22 protein-coding genes are annotated in these 21847 nt (G+C 58.3%); 13 read left to right on the top strand and 9 right to left on the bottom strand.

Features of this window, described 5'->3' with window-relative positions:
• Nucleotides 1-41 precede the first annotated feature (41 nt).
• From ACP7A2_RS13250 to ACP7A2_RS13235, 4 genes are all read left to right on the top strand, one after another.
• Entirely contained in the window at nt 42-695 is a 654-nt protein-coding gene (locus ACP7A2_RS13250) for a DedA family protein (protein ID WP_348062420.1), read from the top strand.
• Nucleotides 696-704: 9 nt separating this feature from the next.
• Nucleotides 705-1526 carry a zinc-dependent peptidase gene (locus ACP7A2_RS13245; RefSeq protein WP_426134554.1) on the top strand — a complete coding sequence of 274 codons (822 nt, stop codon included), beginning with the start codon at nt 705-707 and terminating at the stop codon, nt 1524-1526.
• Between the two features lie 102 nt (nt 1527-1628).
• A complete protein-coding gene (gene ppa / locus ACP7A2_RS13240; RefSeq protein WP_003176323.1) occupies nt 1629-2156 on the top strand; it encodes an inorganic diphosphatase in 528 nt (175 codons plus the stop codon).
• A 211-nt stretch (nt 2157-2367) separates the two neighbouring features.
• On the top strand, nt 2368-3141 hold the full coding sequence (locus ACP7A2_RS13235; RefSeq protein ID WP_426134553.1) for a LexA family transcriptional regulator: 774 nt from the start codon (nt 2368-2370) through the stop codon (nt 3139-3141).
• 274 nt (nt 3142-3415) lie between these two features.
• Here ACP7A2_RS13235 and ACP7A2_RS13230 read toward each other — a convergent pair whose 3' ends face one another.
• Complete coding sequence (locus tag ACP7A2_RS13230) at nt 3416-3652, bottom strand: hypothetical protein (protein WP_426134552.1); 237 nt, start codon at nt 3650-3652, stop codon at nt 3416-3418.
• A gap of 555 nt (nt 3653-4207) precedes the next feature.
• On the opposite strand from ACP7A2_RS13230, the gene ACP7A2_RS13225 reads away from it, so the two are divergent.
• The 3 genes from ACP7A2_RS13225 to darG are packed head-to-tail and all read left to right on the top strand — an operon-like array spanning nt 4208 to nt 6506.
• The gene (locus ACP7A2_RS13225) at nt 4208-4780 is read left to right on the top strand and encodes a DarT ssDNA thymidine ADP-ribosyltransferase family protein (protein WP_426134551.1); all 573 of its coding nucleotides are present in this window, start codon (nt 4208-4210) and stop codon (nt 4778-4780) included.
• A complete protein-coding gene (darT, locus tag ACP7A2_RS13220; RefSeq protein WP_426134550.1) occupies nt 4777-5421 on the top strand; it encodes a type II toxin-antitoxin system toxin DNA ADP-ribosyl transferase DarT in 645 nt (214 codons plus the stop codon). Before ACP7A2_RS13225 ends, darT begins: the two co-directional genes overlap by 4 nt.
• A complete protein-coding gene (gene darG / locus ACP7A2_RS13215; protein WP_426134549.1) occupies nt 5418-6506 on the top strand; it encodes a type II toxin-antitoxin system antitoxin DNA ADP-ribosyl glycohydrolase DarG in 1089 nt (362 codons plus the stop codon). Before darT ends, darG begins: the two co-directional genes overlap by 4 nt.
• Before the next feature lie 87 nt (nt 6507-6593).
• Here the strand turns inward: darG and ACP7A2_RS13210 are convergent, their stop codons facing one another.
• From ACP7A2_RS13210 to ACP7A2_RS13175, 8 genes are all read right to left on the bottom strand, one after another.
• Nucleotides 6594-7751 carry a glutathionylspermidine synthase family protein gene (locus tag ACP7A2_RS13210; protein WP_426134548.1) on the bottom strand — a complete coding sequence of 386 codons (1158 nt, stop codon included), beginning with the start codon at nt 7749-7751 and terminating at the stop codon, nt 6594-6596.
• 12 nt (nt 7752-7763) lie between these two features.
• The gene (locus ACP7A2_RS13205) at nt 7764-8477 is read right to left on the bottom strand and encodes a DUF1190 domain-containing protein (protein WP_348056204.1); all 714 of its coding nucleotides are present in this window, start codon (nt 8475-8477) and stop codon (nt 7764-7766) included.
• 18 nt (nt 8478-8495) lie between these two features.
• Entirely contained in the window at nt 8496-8924 is a 429-nt protein-coding gene (locus ACP7A2_RS13200) for a DUF350 domain-containing protein (RefSeq protein WP_348056202.1), read from the bottom strand.
• A gap of 15 nt (nt 8925-8939) precedes the next feature.
• The gene (locus tag ACP7A2_RS13195) at nt 8940-9602 is read right to left on the bottom strand and encodes a DUF2491 family protein (RefSeq protein WP_426134547.1); all 663 of its coding nucleotides are present in this window, start codon (nt 9600-9602) and stop codon (nt 8940-8942) included.
• The gene (locus ACP7A2_RS13190) at nt 9589-10623 is read right to left on the bottom strand and encodes an ion channel (RefSeq protein WP_426134546.1); all 1035 of its coding nucleotides are present in this window, start codon (nt 10621-10623) and stop codon (nt 9589-9591) included. The genes ACP7A2_RS13195 and ACP7A2_RS13190 overlap by 14 nt, the downstream gene beginning before the upstream one ends.
• A 64-nt stretch (nt 10624-10687) precedes the next feature.
• A complete protein-coding gene (locus ACP7A2_RS13185) occupies nt 10688-11248 on the bottom strand; it encodes a rhomboid family intramembrane serine protease (RefSeq protein WP_426134545.1) in 561 nt (186 codons plus the stop codon).
• A gap of 88 nt (nt 11249-11336) precedes the next feature.
• Nucleotides 11337-12035, bottom strand: coding sequence for a PspA/IM30 family protein (locus tag ACP7A2_RS13180; RefSeq protein ID WP_375065036.1), 699 nt, complete (start codon nt 12033-12035; stop codon nt 11337-11339).
• A gap of 17 nt (nt 12036-12052) precedes the next feature.
• A complete protein-coding gene (locus tag ACP7A2_RS13175) occupies nt 12053-12742 on the bottom strand; it encodes a YjfI family protein (RefSeq protein ID WP_426134544.1) in 690 nt (229 codons plus the stop codon).
• A 226-nt stretch (nt 12743-12968) separates the two neighbouring features.
• Between ACP7A2_RS13175 and ycaC the strand changes: the two genes are divergently transcribed.
• The 6 genes from ycaC (at nt 12969) to dxs (ending at nt 21735) form a co-directional block, all read left to right on the top strand.
• Nucleotides 12969-13601 (top strand): isochorismate family cysteine hydrolase YcaC, encoded by a 633-nt coding sequence (ycaC, locus tag ACP7A2_RS13170; RefSeq protein WP_348056190.1) that lies wholly within the window; start codon nt 12969-12971, stop codon nt 13599-13601.
• A gap of 313 nt (nt 13602-13914) precedes the next feature.
• A complete protein-coding gene (locus tag ACP7A2_RS13165) occupies nt 13915-17097 on the top strand; it encodes a hypothetical protein (protein ID WP_426134543.1) in 3183 nt (1060 codons plus the stop codon).
• A gap of 284 nt (nt 17098-17381) precedes the next feature.
• Nucleotides 17382-18521: a Fic family protein gene (locus ACP7A2_RS13160; protein WP_426134542.1), complete on the top strand. Its 1140-nt coding sequence runs from the start codon at nt 17382-17384 to the stop codon at nt 18519-18521.
• Between the two features lie 77 nt (nt 18522-18598).
• Nucleotides 18599-18841: an exodeoxyribonuclease VII small subunit gene (locus ACP7A2_RS13155; RefSeq protein ID WP_003176346.1), complete on the top strand. Its 243-nt coding sequence runs from the start codon at nt 18599-18601 to the stop codon at nt 18839-18841.
• A complete protein-coding gene (gene ispA / locus ACP7A2_RS13150) occupies nt 18838-19725 on the top strand; it encodes a (2E,6E)-farnesyl diphosphate synthase (RefSeq protein ID WP_426134541.1) in 888 nt (295 codons plus the stop codon). Before ACP7A2_RS13155 ends, ispA begins: the two co-directional genes overlap by 4 nt.
• 111 nt (nt 19726-19836) lie before the next feature.
• Nucleotides 19837-21735: a 1-deoxy-D-xylulose-5-phosphate synthase gene (gene dxs, locus ACP7A2_RS13145; protein WP_426134540.1), complete on the top strand. Its 1899-nt coding sequence runs from the start codon at nt 19837-19839 to the stop codon at nt 21733-21735.
• Nucleotides 21736-21847 lie beyond the last annotated feature (112 nt).

The raw sequence follows: 21847 nt of genomic DNA, 5'->3' as shown, positions 1-21847 counted from the left end.
ACAGGCCTGCTGAGCCGGGCCATTCACACTAGGTGCCATCCATGGATTTCAACCCGCTAGACCTTATCCTGCATCTCGACGTCTACCTCGACATGCTGGTAACCAATTACGGTCCGTGGATCTACGCCATTCTGTTCCTGGTGATTTTTTGCGAAACCGGCCTGGTGGTCATGCCCTTCCTGCCGGGTGATTCGTTGCTGTTTATCGCGGGCGCCATTGCCGCCGGCGGCGGCATGGACCCGGTGTTGCTGGGCGGCCTGTTGATGCTGGCGGCGATTCTCGGCGACAGCACCAACTACGTCATCGGGCGAACCGCCGGGGAACGCTTGTTCAGCAACCCGAACTCGAAAATCTTCCGCCGCGACTACCTGCAAAAGACTCACGACTTCTACGACAAACACGGCGGCAAAACCGTGACCCTGGCGCGCTTCCTGCCGATTTTGCGCACGTTCGCGCCGTTCGTCGCCGGCATCGCCAAAATGCCCTACCCGCGCTTTTTCGGTTTCAGCGTGTTCGGCACCATCATCTGGGTCGGCGGTCTGGTGACCTTGGGTTACTTTTTCGGCAACGTGCCGTTTATTAAGAAGAACCTCTCGTTACTCGTGGTGTTCATCATCCTGCTGTCACTGGTGCCGATGATCATCGGCGTGGTCCGCAGCCGCTTTGGTCGCACGTCCTCCGAAGCCAAGTCGTAACGCCTGCACATGTGGTCCCTCAGCGCCTGGCGTCGCCGGCGCCTGCTGGCCAGGCACCCGATTGCCGATGACACCTGGCAACGGGTGCGCAACCACCTGACCTTCCTCGACGGCATCAGCGCCGAGCAAGACAGGTGGCTGCGTGAAGCCTGCGTCGTCTTCCTCGCCGAAAAACACCTCACCGCCCTGCCCGGCGTCGACCTGCACCAGGAGCAACGCCTGCTGCTCGCCGCCCAGGCGCAACTGCCGCTGATGAACCTCGGCGACCTGGACTGGTATCAGGGTTTTCACGAAATCGTGCTGTACCCCGACGACTTCCTCAGCCCCCAGCGCCATCGCGATGCCAGCGGCGTCGAACACGAATGGGACGGCGAGCACAGCGGCGAAGCCTGGCAACAAGGCCCGGTGATCCTCGCCTGGCCCGGCGTGCTGGCCAGTGGCAATTGGGAAGGCTACAACCTGGTGATCCACGAACTGGCGCACAAGCTCGACATGCTCAATGGCGACGCCAACGGCCTGCCGCCGCTGCACAGCGACATGCGCGTGCAAGACTGGGCCAGCGTCATGCAGAGCGCGTTTGACGACCTCAATCGCCAACTCGACGCCAACCCGGACGCCGACACCGACATAGACCCCTACGCCGCCGAAAACCCGGCCGAATTCTTTGCCGTCACCAGCGAGTATTTTTTCAGTGCCCCGGATTTGCTGGTCAGCACCTACCCACAGGTGTACGCGCAACTGAGCCAGTTTTATCGCCAGGATCCGCTGGCACGCCTCACCCAACTGCAGGCGAGCGACGCGCGGTATCAGACGGAACGCCACGCGCCGTAAGACGTCTGACGCATGGCATCAGCGTCAGAATATGCCTATAATCGCCGCCACTTTTAGGCCAATCCGGCCATGCTTCATGGCCAACTACGGGGGCAACGCCCAATGAGCTACAGCAAGATTCCGGCTGGCAAAGACCTGCCGAACGACATCTACGTCGCCATCGAAATTCCGGCCAACCACGCGCCGATCAAATATGAAATCGACAAAGACAGCGACTGCCTGTTCGTTGACCGTTTCATGGCCACCCCGATGTTCTACCCGGCCAACTACGGTTTCATCCCGAACACCCTGGCCGACGACGGTGACCCCCTCGACGTGCTGGTTGTAACCCCTTACCCGGTTACTCCAGGCTCGGTTATCCGCGCGCGCCCAGTCGGCATCCTGAACATGACCGACGACGGCGGCGGCGATGCCAAAGTTATCGCAGTACCACACGACAAGCTGTCCCAGCTGTACGTGGACGTGAAGGAATATACCGACCTGCCGCCACTGTTGCTGGAGCAGATCAAACACTTCTTCGAGAACTACAAAGACCTCGAAAAAGGTAAATGGGTGAAGATCGACGGTTGGGGCAACGCAGATGCCGCCCGCGCCGAGATCATGAAGTCGGTAGCTGCCTACAAAGGCTGATACCGCGACCATTGCCCCGGCAATTAAAAAAGCCCCGATCATTCGGGGCTTTTTTGTGGGAAAAATTAAACGCCAAGTTCAACGCCTAACACTCAACGTTCAACTAAGTTTTAAATCTGACAAATCAGGCTACAACCCAGCAAACTCCTACACGCGCGATTCAACGCATGGTTTATTTGATGTAGTTTCCCGGCCAGTAAACTCTGCGTTTATGAATACATCAGGTGATCGACTAAAAGCACTACTGCGGGAAGTTCATCTTTCCGCTTCCGACTTCGCCAAGAACCGTGGTGTCACGCCTCAACACGTGAACAACTGGTTCAAACGTGGCGTGCCCATGGGCCGACTCAACGAGATCGCAGAACTGCTGTGCATCTCCAGCCGTTGGCTACGCACCGGCGAAGGCCCCAAACACCCAATGGCCAACTTCCTGCTGGAAGGCCACGACACAAGGAACGTGATCCCCATCCGCGAAGACGCGGGCAAATACCTCACAGGCCCAATCAACCGCCCAGAAAGCACCGACGTGGAAATCCCACTCCACCCTACCTTCACCTCCGTCGAACGCATCCGCGTCACCCTGCACACCCTCAAAACCCTCAACATCAACCCCGACCGTGCGATAGGCGCCTACATGGTCGACAACAGCATGACCGAGATCATCCAGCAAGGCGCCACCCTCGGCATCGACAGCGGCCGCACCCAAATCATCGACGGTGAAATCTACGCCGTCGAACACGACGGCATGCTACGCATCAAATACCTCTACAACCGCCCAGGCGGTGGTTTGCGCATGCGCAGCCACAACACAAGCGAGCACCCCGACGAATACCTCACGCACGAACAACGCTTCGAGCAGAACTTCCAGATCGTGGGCTGGGTGTTCTGGTGGTCCACGCTCAATAACCGAAGACCACCCGTGCCGCTGGATGAGCATTTATTGGGCTGGGAAGGCTCTAAACCGGATCCGGAGGTGGGCAACTGAGGTGAATGCGGTTATCATGCCGCCCACATTTGGCAGGGGGTGGCTTAAGGCTATCCACCCTGCTCGGCGAAGCGGAGGAGTTCCCGCTGATGCCCCTACTATTCAGCCTGACGCAATGTGGGCTGAGCGATTTGAAGGCTGGTGAGGTTTGTCAAAAACAAGCTGAAGCAGTCAGCGAGAAGCCGGCCACAAGCCGGCTTTTTAATGTCTGTAAGAATTGCGCCTCAATTGTCCAACGGCTGTTGGACAATTGATTAATCGAAAGCGGGTCGTCTTAGACGGGCTGCAAACACTCCACCGCCCGATCCGCCACCATCTTCGCCATCTCCACCAAATGCATCACCGCCCTATGCGGCGCGCCCAGCGGTTGGCCGAGCGCTTGCGACGTCGCCACCGCACACTGCAGCAGCTCAGCCACACGCCCCCAGGCGTCTTCGAAACTCAGTTCTTCATTGACGGTAAATGGGTGAGTTGCACCCAACGCGGGCGAATCTGAAACAACGTTATCCATAGCAAAACTCCCTAGCAGTAAGTGAATACCACCGGCTTTTCGCGACTAAACGAGCAGGGGTGGCGGCTGTACGCAGGTTAGTCGACCGGCTGCTAGGCTCCGGCGCACCCGAGGGTGCCCTGCGCACAGCCACCATAAAGTGCAGGTGAGAAGACACCTGTCTTTGGGATGGCGCGTGCGCCTAGCAAGGTCCGGGCGACTAACCCCGATCACTGAATAGTCAGTGACGGACCGCAGCCTAGTCGCGGAATTTCACTGGCGCAAGCCGTTGGGATTCTCTAGGAAACGTCCTGCAAATGAAAGGGATCGGACCTGCTGGCACAAAGAGTTCGACCAAGCTTCAGTTCGTTATCTCGCTTAATTGTCAGCAGACAACCAGTGACAAACACGTGAGTCTTTCAACCCAAAGCCCTTCATTAGTTGAAGCTCGCGAACTGAAGTGATATCACAACAGAATCACCCATCCCATCCTGCGAAGCTTAATTGGGTTACTGGTACAGATGAGCTCGCAAGGATGAAGCCAGCGCAACTCACGCATAGGTCAAGGAGACCGATATGCCGAACATCAAGGACCAAAAGCTCCTCTATCACCTCACTTCGCTTGAAAACTTGGGCAGCATTTTCCAAAACGGTCTAAAGCCGAGGGCGCAACTCAGGGAATTTGAAGACGTCGCTGACGCCGAGATTCTGAGAAAACGACAAGGTCTCGGATTAAATCAGTACGTACCTTTCCACTGGTTTGCCGCTAATCCATTCGATGGTGGTGTCCAGCGCAGATGGCCCGGCACCCAATTTATCGTCATTACGGTTTCTCGAAATGTTGCAATCAGAAAGCAGTGGAAAGTCATTCCTCGTCATCCATTGGCAAATGATGTGATTCAACTGCTCGACTATGCCGAAGGCTTCGACTCGATAAATTGGGATGTCATGAACCTCAGGGACTACCACGATCCACTCTGCAAAAGCATCTGTATGGCGGAGTGCCTATCGCCAGAGGTCGTTCCCCCCTACGATTTTTTCAAGGTTTTTGTTTCTAACACTGAGGTTGAGGCCCTGTGCAGGGCTAAAATGCGCGAGGCTGGCGTTAACGTACAAATCGGGGTGAATCGGGGAATGTTTATTAGATGATTTATAGCAACCTGAATCCAGAAAAGGCTCTAATCTGGCGAATCGTTCATCGCGACAATCTGCCCTGGATTCTGGACAACGGCCTGCACTGCGCAAGCTCCGAGGTGCAGGCACCGCAGTACGTGAACATCGGCAACATTGACTTAATCGACAAGCGCCGCACGCGCTGCGTACCCATCGCACCTGCAGGCGTCTTGTCCGACTACGTGCCCTTCTACTTCACGCCCTTCTCTGTGATGATGAAGAACATTCACTCCGGGTGGAGCGTTCAGCAACGCAACAACGAGGAGATCGTGATTCTCGTCTCCAGCTTGCACCGCGTGGCTGAGCTTGGCTTACCGTTCGTCTTCACAAACGCACATGCGTACCCGGATTGGACAGACTATTACAGCGATCTGGCAAATCTCCACCAGGTCGATTGGTCTATCCTTCAACGACGCGATTTCAAACGCGACCCCGATGACCCTCGAAAGATGGAGCGTTATCAGGCCGAAGCGCTGATTCACCACCACCTACCGATTACAGGACTCCTTGGCATCATGTGTTACACCGATGCAACGAAAAAACGTATTGAGCAGGACGTTGCCGCTAGAGGCCTGACGTTGTCTGTTCATGCGCGTCCAGGATGGTATTTCCAATGATCAGATTCACCCAAGGCAACCTTCTGGAAGCCAACACCGAAGCCCTCGTCAACACGGTGAATACCGTAGGAGTGATGGGCAAAGGTATTGCGCTGATGTTCAAAGAGCGCTTTTCAGAAAACTATCGTTTGTACGCGGCAGCCTGCAAGGCTGGTGAGGTGGAAACCGGTAAAGTTCACGTGACTGCAGTCAACGAATTGGACGGTCCTAAATGGATCGTTAACTTCCCGACCAAACGTCACTGGCGGTCGCCGTCGCAGATGGCATGGATAACCGAAGGTCTTCACGACCTGCGCCGTTTTCTTATTGAAAACCACGTGAAGTCCGTGGCAGTTCCACCGTTAGGTGCGGGTAACGGCGGCCTGAAATGGCCAGACGTTCGCGAACAGATTGTTGATGTCTTGAGCGATCTGGATGTTGACGTGCTGGTGTTTGAGCCTTCCAACCAATACCTGAATGTTGCCAAACGCAGCGGTGTGGAAAAACTCACGCCTGCCCGCGCGCTCATTGCTGAACTGGTTCGACGCTACTGGGTGTTAGGCATGGAATGCAGCCTGCTGGAAATTCAAAAGCTGGCCTGGTTCCTGGAGCGCGCTATTGAGAAGCGGCCAGACCTCAAGAACCCATTGGACCTTAAGTTTGTTGCTCATAAGTACGGACCCTATGCTAATCGCTTAGAGCACCTGCTTAACAATTTGGATGGCAGTTATCTGCATTGCGATAAGCGCATCGGTGATGCGGAAAACAGTGATGTGATCTGGTTCGACCAAGACCGTAAAGCTTTTTTGCAAACCTATCTTAAAACGGAGGCCAAGGAATACTCCGAAGCACTGGAGTGCACTGCCGAATTGATTGACGGCTTTGAGTCGCCGTTTGGTATGGAGCTGCTGGCGACAGTCGATTGGTTGTTGAGCCGGAAAAATGTTTCCCCTAGCGTCCCTGCAGTGCGCGAGGCTCTAAAACATTGGGAGGGGGGAACCGGTGCTGGTGCTCGTAAGAACAAACTGTTCGACGACCAAGCGCTTGAGATTGCACTCAAACGGCTTACACACAGCCACTCCAAGGCTCAGATGGCAACCATCTGAAGCCAGAAATATGCCCGCTGGCGCGGGCATTTAGCCAATCGGTTGAGGCGTGTCTCGCCAGTCCTGACCAAGAGCCAGCGGGCTTGCTCAATCCAATATCAAATGCGGCAAAAACCGGCTCGAATCCTTGGTAATCAAACTATTGTCTTCCCGCACGCCAATCCCCGCCGCCTGATCACCAATCACCCATGACCCAATCAGCGTATAGCTGTCACCAAACTTCGGCAGCGGCGCGAACTCTTGAAGGATAAACGGTGCATCCGTGTAGGGCCCGTCCTCTTTCACGATCAGCCCGTCAGCTGTTTGCAGCTCAATGTTGGCTCCTTCCCGCGAGAAGAATGGCTTGCGCACCCAGCCTTTCGGCACGGCTTTATTCGGGTCGGTATCCAGATGAGCCGCCAGTAGATTCGGATGGCCTTTGTTGAACTCCCACAGCAGCGGCAAAATGCCTTTGTTGGAGATGATGGATTTCCACGCGGGCTCAAAAAACTGCGTATCACTCTCGGCAATCGCAGCACCGAAGGGTTCGTGGAAGATGAACTCCCAGGCGTGCAGTTTGAACAGGTGGGGAATCCAGCGATCTTCGAGGTCGACGAAGCGGCCTTCGGCGGTGAGGCCGATGTCTTCGATGTCGATGTGGCGGGACTCGATGCCGACTTTTTCCGCGACGAGGCGCAGGTAGTCGGTGGTGCCTTTGTCTTCGATCGAGTCTTTCATCGAGGCGAAGTAGAAGGGTTGGTTGAGGTGCAGTTGGGCGAAGGCCTGGTGCAGTTTGGTGTCGATGCTGTTGAACTGGTCGGCGTGTTTGGGCAGCAGGCCGCGTTCGATGCATTGCTCGAGCCAGCCCCACTGAAACGCTGCAGCTTCGTAGAGGCTGGTGGGGGTGTCGTAGTTGAGTTCGAGCAGTTTGGCGGGGCCGGTGCCGTTGTAGGAGAAGTCCATGCGCCCGTAGAGGTGCGGGTGGCCTTCGAGCCAGGAGGTGCGGATCATGTCGTAGAACGGCGCGGGGATGCTCAGGCGCTCAAGCAATTCCTCGCTGTGGACCACGCGGGCGACGAGGTCCATGCACATGTCATGGATCTCGGTGGTCGGGTCTTCGAGGTCTCTCTCGATTTGTTTGAGCGTGAACTGGTAGTACGCGCTTTCGTCCCAGTAGGGTTCGTCGTCGATGGTGTGGAACAGAAAGCCGAGGCTGTCGGCGGTCTGTTTCCAGTCGTGACGTTCTGCGCAGTGGATCTTTTTCATGGCCCGCCTTCCTTAACTGCTCGACCCGCCGCCGCCCCAGCCGCTGCGGGCGCTGGCTTTGCTGCCGAAGCCGCCACGGGAGGTGGCCGAGGACACGGAGCTCGACGTGTTGGAGGAGCGCAGCGTGTTGGAGTAATTGCTGCTGCCGTACCGGGCCTGATTCGAGCGGCCAAAGGTGGCGCCGTTCGAGACGCGCTGGTTGAGCGTTGAGGAGCCGTAATTGCCGCGATCATCGCGGTAGCGGTACACCGGCTCGGAGCGGTAGCTGTTGCGATTGCTGCTGAGCATGTTGCCGATCAGCAGGCCGGTCAGCAGGCTGGAGGTGGAGAAGCCTGAGCCGCCGCTGTTGGCTTGCGCGCCCGACGCTTGAGCGTTGGCCGCGTCGACTTGGGATTGGGTCACCTGGCCTTGAGCGGTCAGTTCGAAACCGCCGAGCTTGGGGATGAATTTGCCGGCGGAGTCTTGCTGGCACCAGTCGGCGACAAAGTCGGCATCGCACTCGGCCTGGCTGTCGTACACCGGGGCGATGCGGCGGTGCTCGGCCATGGCGGTCATGTAGGCGTCCGAGCAGACGTCTACCGGAAGCTTTTCATCGGCGCATTGCTGAACCGACTGGAAGTTGTACTTCTTCTGCAAATCGTAGGTTTTTTCCGTTGGCCCGCAGCCGGAAATCGCCATGGCGACCGACGCTGCCAGCGAGAGCTGGACGTACTTGCTTCGTTTCATCGGGAGCTCCGTACGGGATCAGTTCTGGGAAGGCGTCATGCACGCGGCGTTCAGCATGCCGACGCTGATGGCCACGGCTGCCACGTAAATACCAGCCGCGAGTTCGCCGTTCTTGATGCGCTCGGAAGTGCCTTTGAGCACCAGGCTGGTCACCAGGAACGCCAACAGCTGGACGACGGCGGCAATGACGGCCCACACGACGAAGTCGAGAATGCTGATTGAGTAGGCAATCACGTTGCTGGCCGGAATCGCGAAACCGATGATCGCGCCGCCCAGCGCGACCGCCGCCGACACATTGCCGGCGCGGATCAGTTCAAATTCCTTGTGCGGGGTGATGCGGGTGTAGATGAACTGGAACACGCCGAACAGTACTGCGGCGCCCAGCAGGTAGGTGACAAACCCGAGCACGGCGGCTTTGTTCAGGGAAATGGAGAGAGCTTCTAGCATGGACTTCTTCCTTTTTTAGAGCGCATTCAAGTCGGTTGTGTACAGCGAAATGCCCAGCGATGTGCTCAGGCTGATGGTGCCTTCAGCGTCTTCTTCGACGGAAAACAGCAGAAACTCTCGGCGATCGGTCAGGCCCGTTTCGCGGGCGTACAGCATCGAGCGGTGCTCGACGGTGTAGGAATCTTCGGGGTTGATCACCTGTTCGCTCATCGCCACCAGCTCCGTCTGGCCAAGCTCGCTGCCCCACACGCGGGCGTATTCAACGCCGTTGTGGGTGTAAGTCGGCAGCCCGATCAGGCTTTGTGGGCCGGCCAGTCGACGCAGTTCCGCTTCACTGGTGATAGTGACGTAACTCAGGTAGTTGAACAGAATGACCGACTCGACCTGCCCGGCGATGTCACCCGTGGTGTGCACCTGCAGCCAGTAATCTTCGTCGTTCATGTAATAGCGCGACAGCCAGATGGACTGGCCGAGGTCAACGGTGCCGTTGCTCCAGATTTCCTGGGAGCCGGGGATTACCACCGAGGTTTTATCATCGAGCAACAATTTGAGAGTCGAGTCGAACATCACGCCTTTGCCCGGCGCCAGGCCCAGCGGGCCGGTAACCGGCAAGGTCGGTTTCGGCGCGGCATTCGCGTTCGGGGCTTCAAGCCCCATCAACTGTTTAAGCCATCCCATTGGAAATTTCCTTCAGGCGGGTGGAGGCGATATAGAAGAGTTCGCCGCCTTCAACGCGCGTGGCGCTGGGCGGGTTGATCGACGGTTGCTGGGCACCCTTGGCGCGGTAGCCGATGAGTGTGGCGTTGTGCTGTTCTTTCATCCGCGTGTACAGATCGCCGAAGCTTGCTTCAAAGGCCTCGGGCAATTTCATCAGGTATTGAGTGGCGCCCTGGCCCACGCACAGCAGCTCGTTGATGACCACAGACGAGCCCGGGTCCTGAGAGGCGCGCACCAGCATCTCAATGGCCATGCTGGAGGTGCATTCCAGGCTGGGGGCGTAGGAGCTGGCGAGTGCGGCAATTTCACTTTCATTGAAGTGGGCGACGACATGCCCGACCGGCTTCAATTGATTCACCGCCAGCACGGTGGCCAGCGTCAGGTCGTCAGACGGGGTTCGCACCAGCACGCGCTCGGCACCGGGCACGCCTGCGCGCAGCAGTAACGCGGTGGAGGACAGGCTTTCGCCGCGGATGAACGCGGCTTTGCCCGGCATCGGGTTTTCGTCGAGGGAGCAATCGCAAATGACGATCAGGTTGTCGTTCGAGGTTTCATCCTGGAGCAACAACTCGATGACCCGCTCGCTGGACGCGCCTTCCCAGCCAATGAGCACTGTATGGCCGACCTTGCCGGTGAAATCACCTTTGCCCTTCATGCCTTTTCTCCATGCATCGATAACGCTGGTGGTGGTTTTGCCGATGGCCGCCGTCAGCAGCGCAATGCCCCCGAGCATGACCCAGGTGGCCACGAACACTCGCCCGGCCGATGTCTGCGGCGCGAGGTCGCCATAGCCGACAGTGAGCGTGGTCGTGAGGTAGAAGTAAATAAACGTGGCAGCGGCGGTGAGGTGGTGCTCGCCCAGAAGTATCAGGCCCAGATACGCCGTGCTCAGGTGTACACCCAAGGCGACGACCAGCCCTGCCCAGCCGAAGCGGTGAAAGAGCGAGGAGGCGTACATACGCAGCAAAAGAAATATCGACATCTAGCCCCTGACTCCCTGGGTACCTGAATCCTGAAGACGCCATCGTCTGGAGGCTCGAGTGCGTTCAGCCGGCATTAAACCTGCTGCGCGGCCTGGAGAGAAGTACCTTGGCCGCAATAAATCCGGCGAACGCACCAAACAGGTGACCCTCGAACGAAATACCCTGACGCGGCACAAAGCCAAGGATCAAACCGCCATACAGCACCGCCACCACAGCCGCCGTGATCAGGTTGCTCCAACTGCGGTGAAACCAGGCGCGGGACAGCAGGTAGGCCCATAACCCGAACACCCAGCCGCTGGCACCGATGTGTATGCCGGCAAAACCGAACAGCCAGACCAGCGAGCCACCGAGCAGAATAATAATCGCGCTGACGGTGATGAATCGGTTGAAGCCTTCAATGATGACCAGCGTGCCGAGCACCAGAAAGGCAATCAGGTTCGCGCTCAGGTGCGCAAAAGACGCGTGTAAAAACGGTGAGGTGAGGATGCCAGGCAGCCCTTGCACGGTTCTCGGGATTAGCCCGAACGCCATGAGACTGTAACCGGTCGCGACGTTGAGCAGTTGCAGCGCGAGCATGAACAGGGCCAGGCCTGCGATTGTCTTGAAACCCTTGAGGGCGTCCATCCTGACCTCGACGTTAGATGCCGGTCCGCTAAAGAACTATGGCGAGGGAGCTTGCTCCCTCGCCACAGGTTATCGGTTGCTCGCTCTATTACTCGGCCGACTTTTGCTTCAGGCGTTCCAGAATCGCATTGGCACTGCCTTCGTTCGGCGTGATGCCAGCGTCGCGCAGCTTGCGTTCCAGGTCGGTACCCGTCGAGGCCTCGGCCAGTTCGTCCTGGGCTTGCAGTTCAGCGGCGCGTTGCTGCTGTTTGGCTTGCAGGCGATTCAACGTACCGACGGCCGTTTCCAGCTTGCCGTTGGCACCGCCACTGGCGATGGACGCACTGACCTGCGCCTTTTGTACGCTTTCGCGCGCCTTGGCCATGTCCACTTGCTGGCGCAGGCTTTTAATCCGGCTTTCAGCTTTGGTGATGTCCTTGCGCATGCTTTCAGCGTAACCGCCGAATTCGATGGTCTGCTTTTGCTCGGTGTCACGCTCGTTGGTCAGGGTCGAAATGGCTTCAGCCACTTCCAGGGCCAGGTCTTCGCGGTTGGCCTGAATGGCGGCCATCGCCTTGGACTCCAGGTCCTTGATCTTGGCGTCGTACTCGCCCACGCGATCATTGGCCAGTTTGTGCTTGGCCATGATGCTGACCAGCTCGCGCTTGGCGTTGGCCAGTGCGGTGTCGGCATCGCGAATTTCCTGGTCGAGGATGCGCAGGGCTTGCTGGTCAACGATGGATTCGCCGACTTCGCTGGCACCGCCACGCAGCGCGGTGAACAATTTGCTCCAGATGGACTGAGTCATTGGATACTCCCGAATACTTAATTGAAGAAACGTTCGAAGGCTTCGCTTGCGCGCTGCACGTTGTCGACCAGGGTTTTCACCTCGGTCACGATGTTGGTCAGGCTGGAGTCGGAGCTCAACGCGCCGAACATGTTGTAAACAACCTGCCCGTTCGGCATTGACTCGATACCGATCGACGACAGCGGGAACATTTCCCGGCTGCGCAGCACCGCGTCGTTGAACGCCGTAACGTCGTTGATCGACTCGACGTCCACCAGAACGGTGTCGACGATGATCTGCTCACCCACGACGGCGATGTAAATCGGCAAGCCACCGAAGTCGTTCATTTCCAGCTTGATGCTGGAATCGGAGCCTTGAACCAGAGAAAGCGTAATGTCGTTGGAGACCACGTCGTCCAGGGCTTGAAGCGCACTGAAGAGGCGATCGATATTCCAGTTGGTACCTGCGCTCATGAAATTCTCCGACATGAATGAGCCAGCCAGAATCGGCTGGCGAAGCTGTTTCTCCATCTGCTTGAGCAGGCTTCGGTTTTCAGGAAGCACCCAAGTTTCGTGTTTCACATAACCGGCGGCCGCCAGGCCCGCGCGCATCTGCTTCATGTAAAAGCTAGATGGCTTTTTCGCGGACGGTTTCAAGCGCTCTCCCTGAAGGCTTGCGGAATCGGTATCGGGCCCTTCTGGCGGGCTCGATGGAGAGCTGCTTTTCATGGTACTGACCTCGTTGTGAAAAACTCACGCGTGAGAAAATCTACAGGCTATTTCCGCCAGGCTCAATAGCTCACGCGTGAGATTTTTTGTCTTACTTTTTTCGAATTGTCGCTTTTGAGTTGACGGTATTACCCATTCCAGCCGATTTATCCCCCTGCACCCACCCATTAATCTGTGCCCATGTTGAACGCAACGCCAAACCCACTTAAACGAAAAGGATTCAACCATGAGCACTCCAACCAACAGCCGCCTGAACAAAGATGACGCCATCGTATTGCTGGTCGACCACCAGACCGGCCTGATCTCGCTGGTGCAGGACTTCTCGCCCAACGAATTCAAGAACAACGTGTTGGCCCTGGCTGACCTGGCCAAGTTCTTCAACCTGCCCACCATCCTCACCACCAGTTTTGAGCAAGGCCCCAATGGCCCGCTGGTACCGGAGTTGAAGGAAATATTCCCGGACGCGCCGTACATCGCCCGCCCTGGCCAGATCAATGCGTGGGACAACGAAGACTTCGTCAAGGCGGTCAAGGCCACTGGCCGTAAGCAGATCATCATTGCCGGCGTGGTCACGGATGTGTGCGTAGCGTTCCCGACCTTGTCGGCGCTGGCGGAAGGGTTTGAGGTGTTTGTGGTCACCGATGCCTCGGGCACCTTCAACACCACGGTGCAGCAGGCGGCCTGGAGCCGGATGACGCAAGCCGGTGCGCAACTGATGAACTGGTTTTCGGTGGCGTGTGAGTTGCAGGGCGACTGGCGCAACGACATGGAAGGCCTGGGTAATTTGTTGTCCCAGCGTATTCCGAACTACCGCAACCTGATGAACGGTTACTCGGCACTGACCGCACGGCAGAACTAAGCCGCACCGCTCTACAACAAGCCTGCGCTCAACCGCAGGCTTTTTTGCGTGTGCCTGCCTTAACCGATCAAGGCTTTAAAACGAGCGGTTCCGTTGTGAATTGTTGTGAAGACTTTGCGAATCAACCAATTCCCCGTGCTAAGTTCCAAATCACTCTGAGTCATTGCATTCGCCCACTGCCGCACATCAACTAGCGGCCCGCTCTTGTTATTGACTAATACGTTCCTGACACATGCCCGGGAAGTTGTAGAGCCCTGTTCGTATTAAAAGAATAAAACACGTTTGGCGCGACACTTAACTTAGGAGACTGACCATGGTAGCGAAGGTAGAACCCACCCCAAAGGACACCGCGGGCACTGATAAAACCACCGTCGCCGCCTGGGAAAAGTCGGTTAAACAAGCGTCAACAGCGCCCACACCCAAACCAACGGATGAGCTTGGCAAAGGCCAGAAGCGCCCCGAAGGTGACACCCGTTCAGCAGAGCAGATCATCAAGGACACGCCGCTGCTCGCCCAACTGGGCAACCAAAGCGGGGTCAAGGACAACCTCAAGAAACAAGTCGGTGATTTTGAAAAAGACGCCGATGCGGCGTATCGCGCGTCCAAAGTGCTGGAGCATGTCGAGTATATCGACGAAGACGGCAAACTGACCAAAGGCGAGAACGTCGGCAACAACAGCATCGACGGGTTCACCAAAGACGGCGAAGCCCGGCACGGCACCGAGGCAGGCCGCCTGCAGGACTTTGGCAAATACGGTTATTCAAGCCTGCGCGGCGAGGTGGTGAAGTCGGATTTGGGCGACAAGCAGAAGCGCCCCGACGGTGACACGCGCTCTGCCAAAGAGATCATCGACGCCACACCGCTGTTGAAAAACCTGGGTAACCAGAGCGATGTGAAAGAAAACCTGAAGAAGCAAGTCGGTGATTTCGAAAAGGATGCCGACGCCGCCTACCGCGCCACCCAGGTGCTGGAACACGTGGTCGGCATTGATGAAAACGGCAAGTTGCTGACGGGCTACGCCGCCAGGGACAAAGACAACGACAAGATCGATGGCTTCACCTCCAAGAAAGAAGCTCGCCACGGCACCGAAGCCGGCCGCCTGCAAGACTTTGGCAAGTACGGTTATTCCAGCCTCAAGGGCGACCTGGTGCACGTCAAGGAAAAAACCCACACCGACAAGGCCGCGCCGCCCGACGAGCCGCAAGACGTACAGGCGCTGCGGGACAAGTACAACATTCCCACCTTCGGCGCCGAAGGCCTGATGGACATGGAACTGCCCAACGACAAGACCGTGGGTGGCCAGACCGCCGAGAACTTTGTGCAGGCCATTCGTGACGACATCAAGAGCGGAAAACTCACCGAAGACTCCGATGAAGCGAAGATCGTCAAGTTAATGGATGCCCAGGCCGCACTCGACAGCGGCTACGAACTGTACGGCTACGCGGAAAGTATTAACCTGGGCAGCGGCACTTACCGCGAAACGGATAAGAGCCCGACCAAACTGAATGGCGAAGACGTCAAAGAGATGGTCGACGAGGAAAAACTTGCCAAAGAAATTTCCACGCTCATGGGCAAGGAAGGAATTAAAGACCGTTATGACGCCGAACTAAAGAAGAGTGTCGGCAGTTTGTCGGAAGAACGCTTGAATGAAGTACGCGAACAAGTATTCCCGGCACTTTTCAACGATGGCACCCGTGATGCCAACTTGAACTTCGAAGACTACGTAATCGCCATGAACGACTCGGGCGATCCAAAAAAATCCGAAACAGCCGAGTTGGACGTCGATCGGTATTTCGAGTCGCTGCGTATTCTGGAACCCGACAGCTACACCGCGCGCCGTCAGACCTTCGACCAGAACATGATGACGCACCAACTCAACACCTATATGGAAAACCCCGACAAGGTGTCGCCGGAAAATGCCGAGAGCGGGCTGAAAGCCACGTTTACGATGGTCAAGGGCGGTATCAACGCCGCCCTCGGTGGCCTGGACAAGGGCGACAAAGCGTACGACATGTACAAAAAGATGAAGGATGAGATAGACATCCTCGACGGCCATATCAAAGGCCTGACCCCGGAAGAAAACAAACAGATCGCAGCAGCGGTTCGCCTTGCTGCCGCCAGTGGTGACCCAAAAGCCATCGACAAGGTGGTCGACACCCAATTAAAAGGCCTGGGCGCCAATCGCGAGGCGACTGCCGGTTCCTTGAAGACGGTGCTGCACACCGCCAGCTCCACCGGCGGGCTCAGTGCCATGGCGGGCACCATGAACCTGGTCAGCGGCGCCCTGCAACTGGCCAACGGCGGCGGCAACATGACCGACGACCAGAAAATCGCCGCCGCGAAAGACCTGGTCTCAGGCTTGAGCTTTACCAATGACTTCCTCAAATTCGGTTCGAACATTGTGGAAACCCTGGGAGGCACTAAAGCCTATGACCCTGCGGTGGACACAGACGGCAAAGGCCCGCCCAAAATCAAAGCCACTGAATGGCTTGGCCTGATCGATGAGAACCTGCCGGATATCTGGGGCAAGAAAGCCACTGAAAAATCTGACGCACTGGCCGCATCCATCAGTACCCGCGTCAAGGAGTCTTCCGAAACCCTGAAGAAACTCGACGTGGGCAACCTGACGGCCGATGAGGTCAAGGAGTACGACAGCGCCGCCAAAGCCCTTGGCGAACAGATGGGCGTCAAGGACATTCCGGGCAAAAGTACGCCAGCTTCAAAATCCGAAATCGCCATCGCCTCCGGGCGCTCGTTCCTGCGCTTTATGGGAGGTGCCGGCCTGGACTTGACCGGCGGCGTGATGGACATCGTTTCCGGCGCGCGCAAACTGAAAACCGCCAAGACCGCGCTGGAAAAAACCGACGCGGCCTTCACACTGGGCTCAGGTGCATCCGGTACCGGCATGGCGATCGCCAATACCATCGCGATGTTCGCGCCCAAAGGCGCTCACCTGGCAGGGAAACTGGCCGGTGATGTTGCCGCGACAGTTGTACGTGGGCTTGCCATCGGTGCCCGTGTTGCAGGCCCGGTTTTCGCCGTGGCAGGCGTGATCTTCGGGGTTGCAGCCACGCTGATTGCCGAGGCGGTCGAACATGCCAAGTTGCAAAAACTTACCGATTCCCAAGGCAAGTTCTTCAAAGACCTCGCCGCCGCCGGCGTAACCAAGGAAGACTGGGGCGACAAGCTCGAATACGCCCGTTACGCCACTTATATGTATGGCGGCCGGGACGCGCCAGACGATAAGTCGATGTTCGAGTACCAGTCGGATGAGTGGAAACACTTCAAGGAAACCGAAGAGCGCAATGGCAGCTCCCTGACGCGGCTGGCGCCCCACCTGCACAAAGACAGCGACCCCGAGAGCAAGAACCTGTGGGAGAAATTCCTGGCGGGCGGCACCAGTTCAAGCGGGCCACATGGCAGCGAGCGCCATACCGATGACTGGCGGCCTTGGGGCAGTACGGATATGGATGCGGGAGGCAAGAAAACGGCCTGATTTCATGTAGGCCATTATCCAGCGAACTTGACGCCTGCCCTGAAAAGCAGGCTATCGCTGCTTGCGCACGCCTAGCCCGCCCCGCTAACAGGTCGGCTGTTATCGCGTAACGCGTATTCAGCGCCCCCTTCATTTTTGCTTTTGCACAGCAACAGGCCACTTTCTGATGGCCTGGGTTGATCCTGCGTGGCCAAGTGGACGCTGAGCCGAATAGGACGCACAATCGGCTCACTAAATGAGCCGAATAACCTGTTTATTCGGCTCACACCCTCAGGGAACTCTCCATGGCCCCTCCGTTCTGGATCTGGCAACACGCTGACTGGCCCCATTTCCACTGGCAACCTGAGCGGCTGGCAGCCTTGCTACGCGAGTGCGGGCAAGCCCAAGGCAGGCTGTTGGGTATGCTCGGTAGCGTCGGTCAGGCGGTGACTGCACAGAATGAACTGGATGCGCTGCTGCAAAATGTCCTGACGTCGTCGGCCATTGAGGGTGAGCAGTTGAACGTGGGGTCTGTGCGGTCGTCTCTAGCCCGACGCTTGGGCCTGGCGGCGCTGGATGACGGCCAGGTGAGCCGTCGCAGTGAGGGCCTTGCCGAACTGCTGATGGACGCCACCCAGCAATTCGCAAAGCCATTTACCCTCGCTCGTCTATTGAGTTGGCACCACTTGCTGTTTCCGGAGCCTGAAGCAGGCTTTACCACGCGAGCGCTGAACGTCGGATCGTTAAGGGGCGATGAGCCGATGCAGGTGGTGTCGGGTCGACTTGACCGCCCAACCGTGCATTTCGAAGCGCCACCGCGCCTGGGGCTGGGCAAAGCGCTGGATGAATTCCTGGAATGGTTCGAAGCCAGTCGCGACCAGCCTGAGCTGGACCCGTTTATTCGCGCAGGCGTTGCGCACTTCTGGTTTGTCACCCTGCACCCTTTCGATGATGGCAATGGCCGCCTGACGCGCGCCATCACCGACCTTGCGTTGGCCCAGGGCGACCATCACGCCATCCGCTTTTATGCCCTGTCGGCCGCCATCCTTGAGGATCGCGCCGGCTATTACCATGCATTGGAATCCAGCCAAAAGGCATCACTGGATATCACTGAATGGCTGGAGTGGTTCCTCAGCACCCTGCTGCGCAGCCTTCAGCAGGCAATAGCGCGGATTGACCGGGTGCTGCACAAAACCCGGTTCTGGCAACAGCACCGCAACATCGTTTTGTCCTCTGAGCAAATCAAAGTGCTCAACCGGCTGCTGGACGGTGGCGAAAAGGGCTTTGAACACGGTATCAGTGCCTCGCAGTATCAGGCTGTGGCGAAGGTATCCAAGGCGACCGCAACACGCCATCTGGCGGACCTGCTGGAAAAAAACTGCCTGGTGCGGTTGGCCGGCGCAGGCCGCAGCACGCGGTATCAAATCAATGACAGAGGCGAATGAGCCACCCCCACTTATTTGCCCCAATCCCCCATGTCTGCTAGTGTCGCGCCGGTTTACCGTCTACCGGAATAGCCGCCATGGCCCGCAAAAAAGTTGCACTCGATTTCGAACAATCCCTCGCTGACCTGCAAACATTGGTCGAGCGTCTGGAGAACGGCGAGTTGTCGCTGGAGGACTCGTTGACGGCGTTTGAGCAAGGCATCGGCCTGACCCGCGACTGTCAGAGCGCGTTGGCGCAGGCGGAGCAGAAGGTCCAGGTGCTGCTTGAGCGTGACGGGGAGTTGGCCGAAGAACCTTTCGATGCGGAACAGCCGGAATGATCGACGCGTATCAGGCCAGTAGCCAAGCCCGGGTAAATGCGGCGCTGGAGCCCTTGTTTGTTGCGCCAAGCCCGGAGATGAACCGCCTCTATGCGGCCATGCGCTACAGCGTGATGAATGGCGGCAAGCGCGTGCGCCCGTTGCTGGCGTATGCCGCGTGCGAGGCACTGGGTGCGTCGGCCGAACAGGCCAATGGCGCCGCCTGTGCGGTGGAGCTGATTCACGCCTATTCCCTGGTGCATGACGATTTGCCGGCCATGGACGACGACGACCTGCGTCGCGGCCAGCCCACTACCCATAAAGCGTTTGATGAAGCCTATGCGATTCTGGCCGGCGACGGCCTGCAGAGCCTGGCGTTCAGCGCATTGCTGGACCCGCGTTTAAGCAGCGTCAACGCCGAGACCCGCCTGCGCATGGTCACGACACTCGCCCAGGCCGCAGGCCCGGCCGGCATGGTCGGCGGGCAAGCGATCGACATGGGTTCGGTCAGCCTCAAGCTGGATCAAAAAGCCCTCGAACACATGCATCGCCACAAGACCGGCGCGCTGATTGAAGCGGCCGTGGAACTCGGCGCCTTGGCCAGTGGCCGCGCCGACGCCTCGCAGTTGGCCGCCTTGCAGGCCTACTCTCGCGCCGTCGGCCTGGCGTTTCAGGTGCAAGACGACATTCTCGACGTAGAAAGTGACACCGCCACCCTGGGCAAACGCCAGGGCGCCGACATCGCACGCGACAAACCGACTTACCCTGCGCTGCTCGGGCTGGACGCCGCCAAGGCCTACGCCCTGGAATTGCGCGATCAAGCGCTGCACGCCCTGCGACCTTTCGACGCAGCGGCCGAGCCACTGCGTGACCTGGCGCGGTATATCGTCGACCGCCGCCACTGATAACGGCGGCCATTGCAGCCGCAAATCGGCCAAGTTCGGCGCTCCGCGTGGGCAGTTTGCGATGCTTGAGGTAAACTGCCGCCTCTTCTTATACCTATAACGATTCGCCTGATGCCCACGACGTTTCAAGAGATTCCCCGCAAGCGCCCGTCTACGCCCCTGCTCGACCGTGCTGCCACGCCGGACGGCCTGCGTCGACTGGGTGAAGCCGAGCTGGAAACCCTGGCCGATGAGTTGCGCCTGGAATTGCTCTACACGGTCGGCCAGACCGGTGGGCATTTCGGTGCCGGCCTGGGCGTCATCGAGCTGACTATCGCCCTGCATTACGTGTTCGACACCCCGGACGACCGGCTGGTGTGGGACGTGGGCCATCAGGCGTATCCGCATAAAATCCTCACCGGCCGCCGCGAGCGCATGAGCACCCTGCGCCAGAAGGACGGCGTTGCCGCCTTCCCGCGTCGCGCCGAGAGCGAGTACGACACCTTTGGCGTCGGCCATTCCAGTACCTCCATCAGTGCAGCGCTGGGCATGGCCATTGCCGCCCGCCTGCAAGGCAGCGATCGCAAGGCGATTGCGGTGATTGGTGATGGCGCGCTGACCGCCGGCATGGCCTTCGAAGCGCTGAACCACGCGCCGGAAGTGGACGCCAACATGTTGGTGATCCTTAACGACAATGACATGTCGATTTCGCGCAACGTGGGCGGGCTGTCGAATTACCTGGCCAAAATCCTTTCCAGCCGTACGTATGCCAGCATGCGCGAAGGCAGCAAGAAGGTGCTTTCGCGTCTGCCCGGCGCGTGGGAAATTGCTCGACGTACCGAAGAATATGCCAAAGGCATGCTGGTGCCCGGCACCCTGTTCGAAGAGCTGGGCTGGAACTACATCGGCCCGATCGACGGCCATGACCTGCCCACCCTGATCGCTACGCTGCGCAACATGCGTGACCTCAAGGGCCCGCAATTCCTGCACATCGTCACCAAGAAAGGCAAAGGCTTCGCCCCGGCAGAAGTCGACCCGATTGGTTACCACGCCATCACCAAGCTCGAACCCCTGGACGCTCCGGCCGCCGCGCCGAAGAAAGCCAGCGGGCCGAAGTATTCCGGCGTGTTTGGCGAATGGCTGTGCGACATGGCCGCCGCCGACTCACGCCTGGTGGGCATTACCCCGGCGATGAAGGAAGGCTCCGACCTGGTGGCGTTCAGCGAGCGTTTCCCGTTGCGCTACTTCGACGTGGCGATTGCCGAGCAACACGCGGTGACGTTTGCCGCCGGCATGGCCTGCGAAGGCGCCAAGCCGGTGGTGGCGATCTATTCCACCTTTCTGCAACGCGGTTACGACCAGTTGGTGCATGACGTCGCGGTGCAGAACCTCGACGTGCTGTTCGCCATCGACCGCGCCGGTCTGGTCGGCGAAGACGGCCCGACCCACGCCGGCAGTTTTGACTTGTCTTACCTGCGCTGCATCCCCGGCATGCTGGTAATGACGCCGAGCGACGAAAACGAACTGCGCAAAATGCTCAGCACCGGCCACCTCTACAACGGCCCGGCCGCCGTGCGCTACCCGCGTGGCAACGGCCCGAATGCGCTGATCGAGAAGGACCTTGAGCCTATCGAGATTGGCAAGGGCATCGTGCGTCGCCAGGGCAGCAACGTTGCGTTTCTGGTATTCGGCGTGCAACTGGCCGAAGCCCTCAAAGTCGCCGAGAAGATCGACGCCACCGTGGTCGACATGCGCTTCGTCAAACCGCTGGATGAAGCGTTGGTGCGCGACATCGCCGGCAGCCATGAGCTGCTGGTGACCGTCGAAGAAAACGCCATCATGGGCGGTGCCGGCGCGGCAGTCAGTGAGTTCCTGGCGCGGGAGAATATCCTCAAGTCGGTGCTGCATTTGGGCTTGCCGGATATGTATGTCGAACACGCCAAGCCCGCGCAAATGCTGGCTGAGTGTGGGCTGGATGAGGCCGGGATCGAGGCATCGGTGCGCGAGCGACTGGCGCTGCTGGGCCTGTAACCCAATCTCCCGGTAGAAACTGGATCAACCTGTGGGAGCTGGCTTGCCTGCGATAGCATCACCTCGGTGTTACTGAAACACCGAGGTGGCTGCATCGCAGGCAAGCCAGCTC

This window comes from Pseudomonas sp. PWP3-1b2, assembly GCF_049896045.1.
Lineage (GTDB): Bacteria > Pseudomonadota > Gammaproteobacteria > Pseudomonadales > Pseudomonadaceae > Aquipseudomonas > Aquipseudomonas antarctica_B.
Note: the sequence above shows the minus strand (reverse complement) of the source record. Positions and strands in the feature narration are given on the sequence as shown.

Bases quoted from the DNA above. Each gene is read 5' to 3' on its own strand.
- ppa (WP_003176323.1), top strand. From the start codon at position 1,629: ATGAGCTACAGCAAGATTCCGGCTGGCAAAGACCTGCCGAACGACATC.
- ACP7A2_RS13200 (WP_348056202.1), bottom strand. From the start codon at position 8,924: ATGCTAGAAGCTCTCTCCATTTCCCTGAACAAAGCCGCCGTGCTCGGG.
- ACP7A2_RS13250 (WP_348062420.1), top strand. From the start codon at position 42: ATGGATTTCAACCCGCTAGACCTTATCCTGCATCTCGACGTCTACCTC.
- ACP7A2_RS13175 (WP_426134544.1), bottom strand. From the start codon at position 12,742: ATGAAAAGCAGCTCTCCATCGAGCCCGCCAGAAGGGCCCGATACCGAT.
- ACP7A2_RS13180 (WP_375065036.1), bottom strand. From the start codon at position 12,035: ATGACTCAGTCCATCTGGAGCAAATTGTTCACCGCGCTGCGTGGCGGT.
- ispA (WP_426134541.1), top strand. From the start codon at position 18,838: ATGATCGACGCGTATCAGGCCAGTAGCCAAGCCCGGGTAAATGCGGCG.
- ycaC (WP_348056190.1), top strand. From the start codon at position 12,969: ATGAGCACTCCAACCAACAGCCGCCTGAACAAAGATGACGCCATCGTA.
- ACP7A2_RS13235 (WP_426134553.1), top strand. From the start codon at position 2,368: ATGAATACATCAGGTGATCGACTAAAAGCACTACTGCGGGAAGTTCAT.
- ACP7A2_RS13165 (WP_426134543.1), top strand. From the start codon at position 13,915: ATGGTAGCGAAGGTAGAACCCACCCCAAAGGACACCGCGGGCACTGAT.
- dxs (WP_426134540.1), top strand. From the start codon at position 19,837: ATGCCCACGACGTTTCAAGAGATTCCCCGCAAGCGCCCGTCTACGCCC.
- ACP7A2_RS13160 (WP_426134542.1), top strand. From the start codon at position 17,382: ATGGCCCCTCCGTTCTGGATCTGGCAACACGCTGACTGGCCCCATTTC.
- ACP7A2_RS13205 (WP_348056204.1), bottom strand. From the start codon at position 8,477: ATGAAACGAAGCAAGTACGTCCAGCTCTCGCTGGCAGCGTCGGTCGCC.
- darG (WP_426134549.1), top strand. From the start codon at position 5,418: ATGATCAGATTCACCCAAGGCAACCTTCTGGAAGCCAACACCGAAGCC.
- ACP7A2_RS13210 (WP_426134548.1), bottom strand. From the start codon at position 7,751: ATGAAAAAGATCCACTGCGCAGAACGTCACGACTGGAAACAGACCGCC.
- ACP7A2_RS13190 (WP_426134546.1), bottom strand. From the start codon at position 10,623: ATGTCGATATTTCTTTTGCTGCGTATGTACGCCTCCTCGCTCTTTCAC.
- ACP7A2_RS13230 (WP_426134552.1), bottom strand. From the start codon at position 3,652: ATGGATAACGTTGTTTCAGATTCGCCCGCGTTGGGTGCAACTCACCCA.
- darT (WP_426134550.1), top strand. From the start codon at position 4,777: ATGATTTATAGCAACCTGAATCCAGAAAAGGCTCTAATCTGGCGAATC.
- ACP7A2_RS13155 (WP_003176346.1), top strand. From the start codon at position 18,599: ATGGCCCGCAAAAAAGTTGCACTCGATTTCGAACAATCCCTCGCTGAC.
- ACP7A2_RS13225 (WP_426134551.1), top strand. From the start codon at position 4,208: ATGCCGAACATCAAGGACCAAAAGCTCCTCTATCACCTCACTTCGCTT.
- ACP7A2_RS13195 (WP_426134547.1), bottom strand. From the start codon at position 9,602: ATGGGATGGCTTAAACAGTTGATGGGGCTTGAAGCCCCGAACGCGAAT.
- ACP7A2_RS13185 (WP_426134545.1), bottom strand. From the start codon at position 11,248: ATGGACGCCCTCAAGGGTTTCAAGACAATCGCAGGCCTGGCCCTGTTC.
- ACP7A2_RS13245 (WP_426134554.1), top strand. From the start codon at position 705: ATGTGGTCCCTCAGCGCCTGGCGTCGCCGGCGCCTGCTGGCCAGGCAC.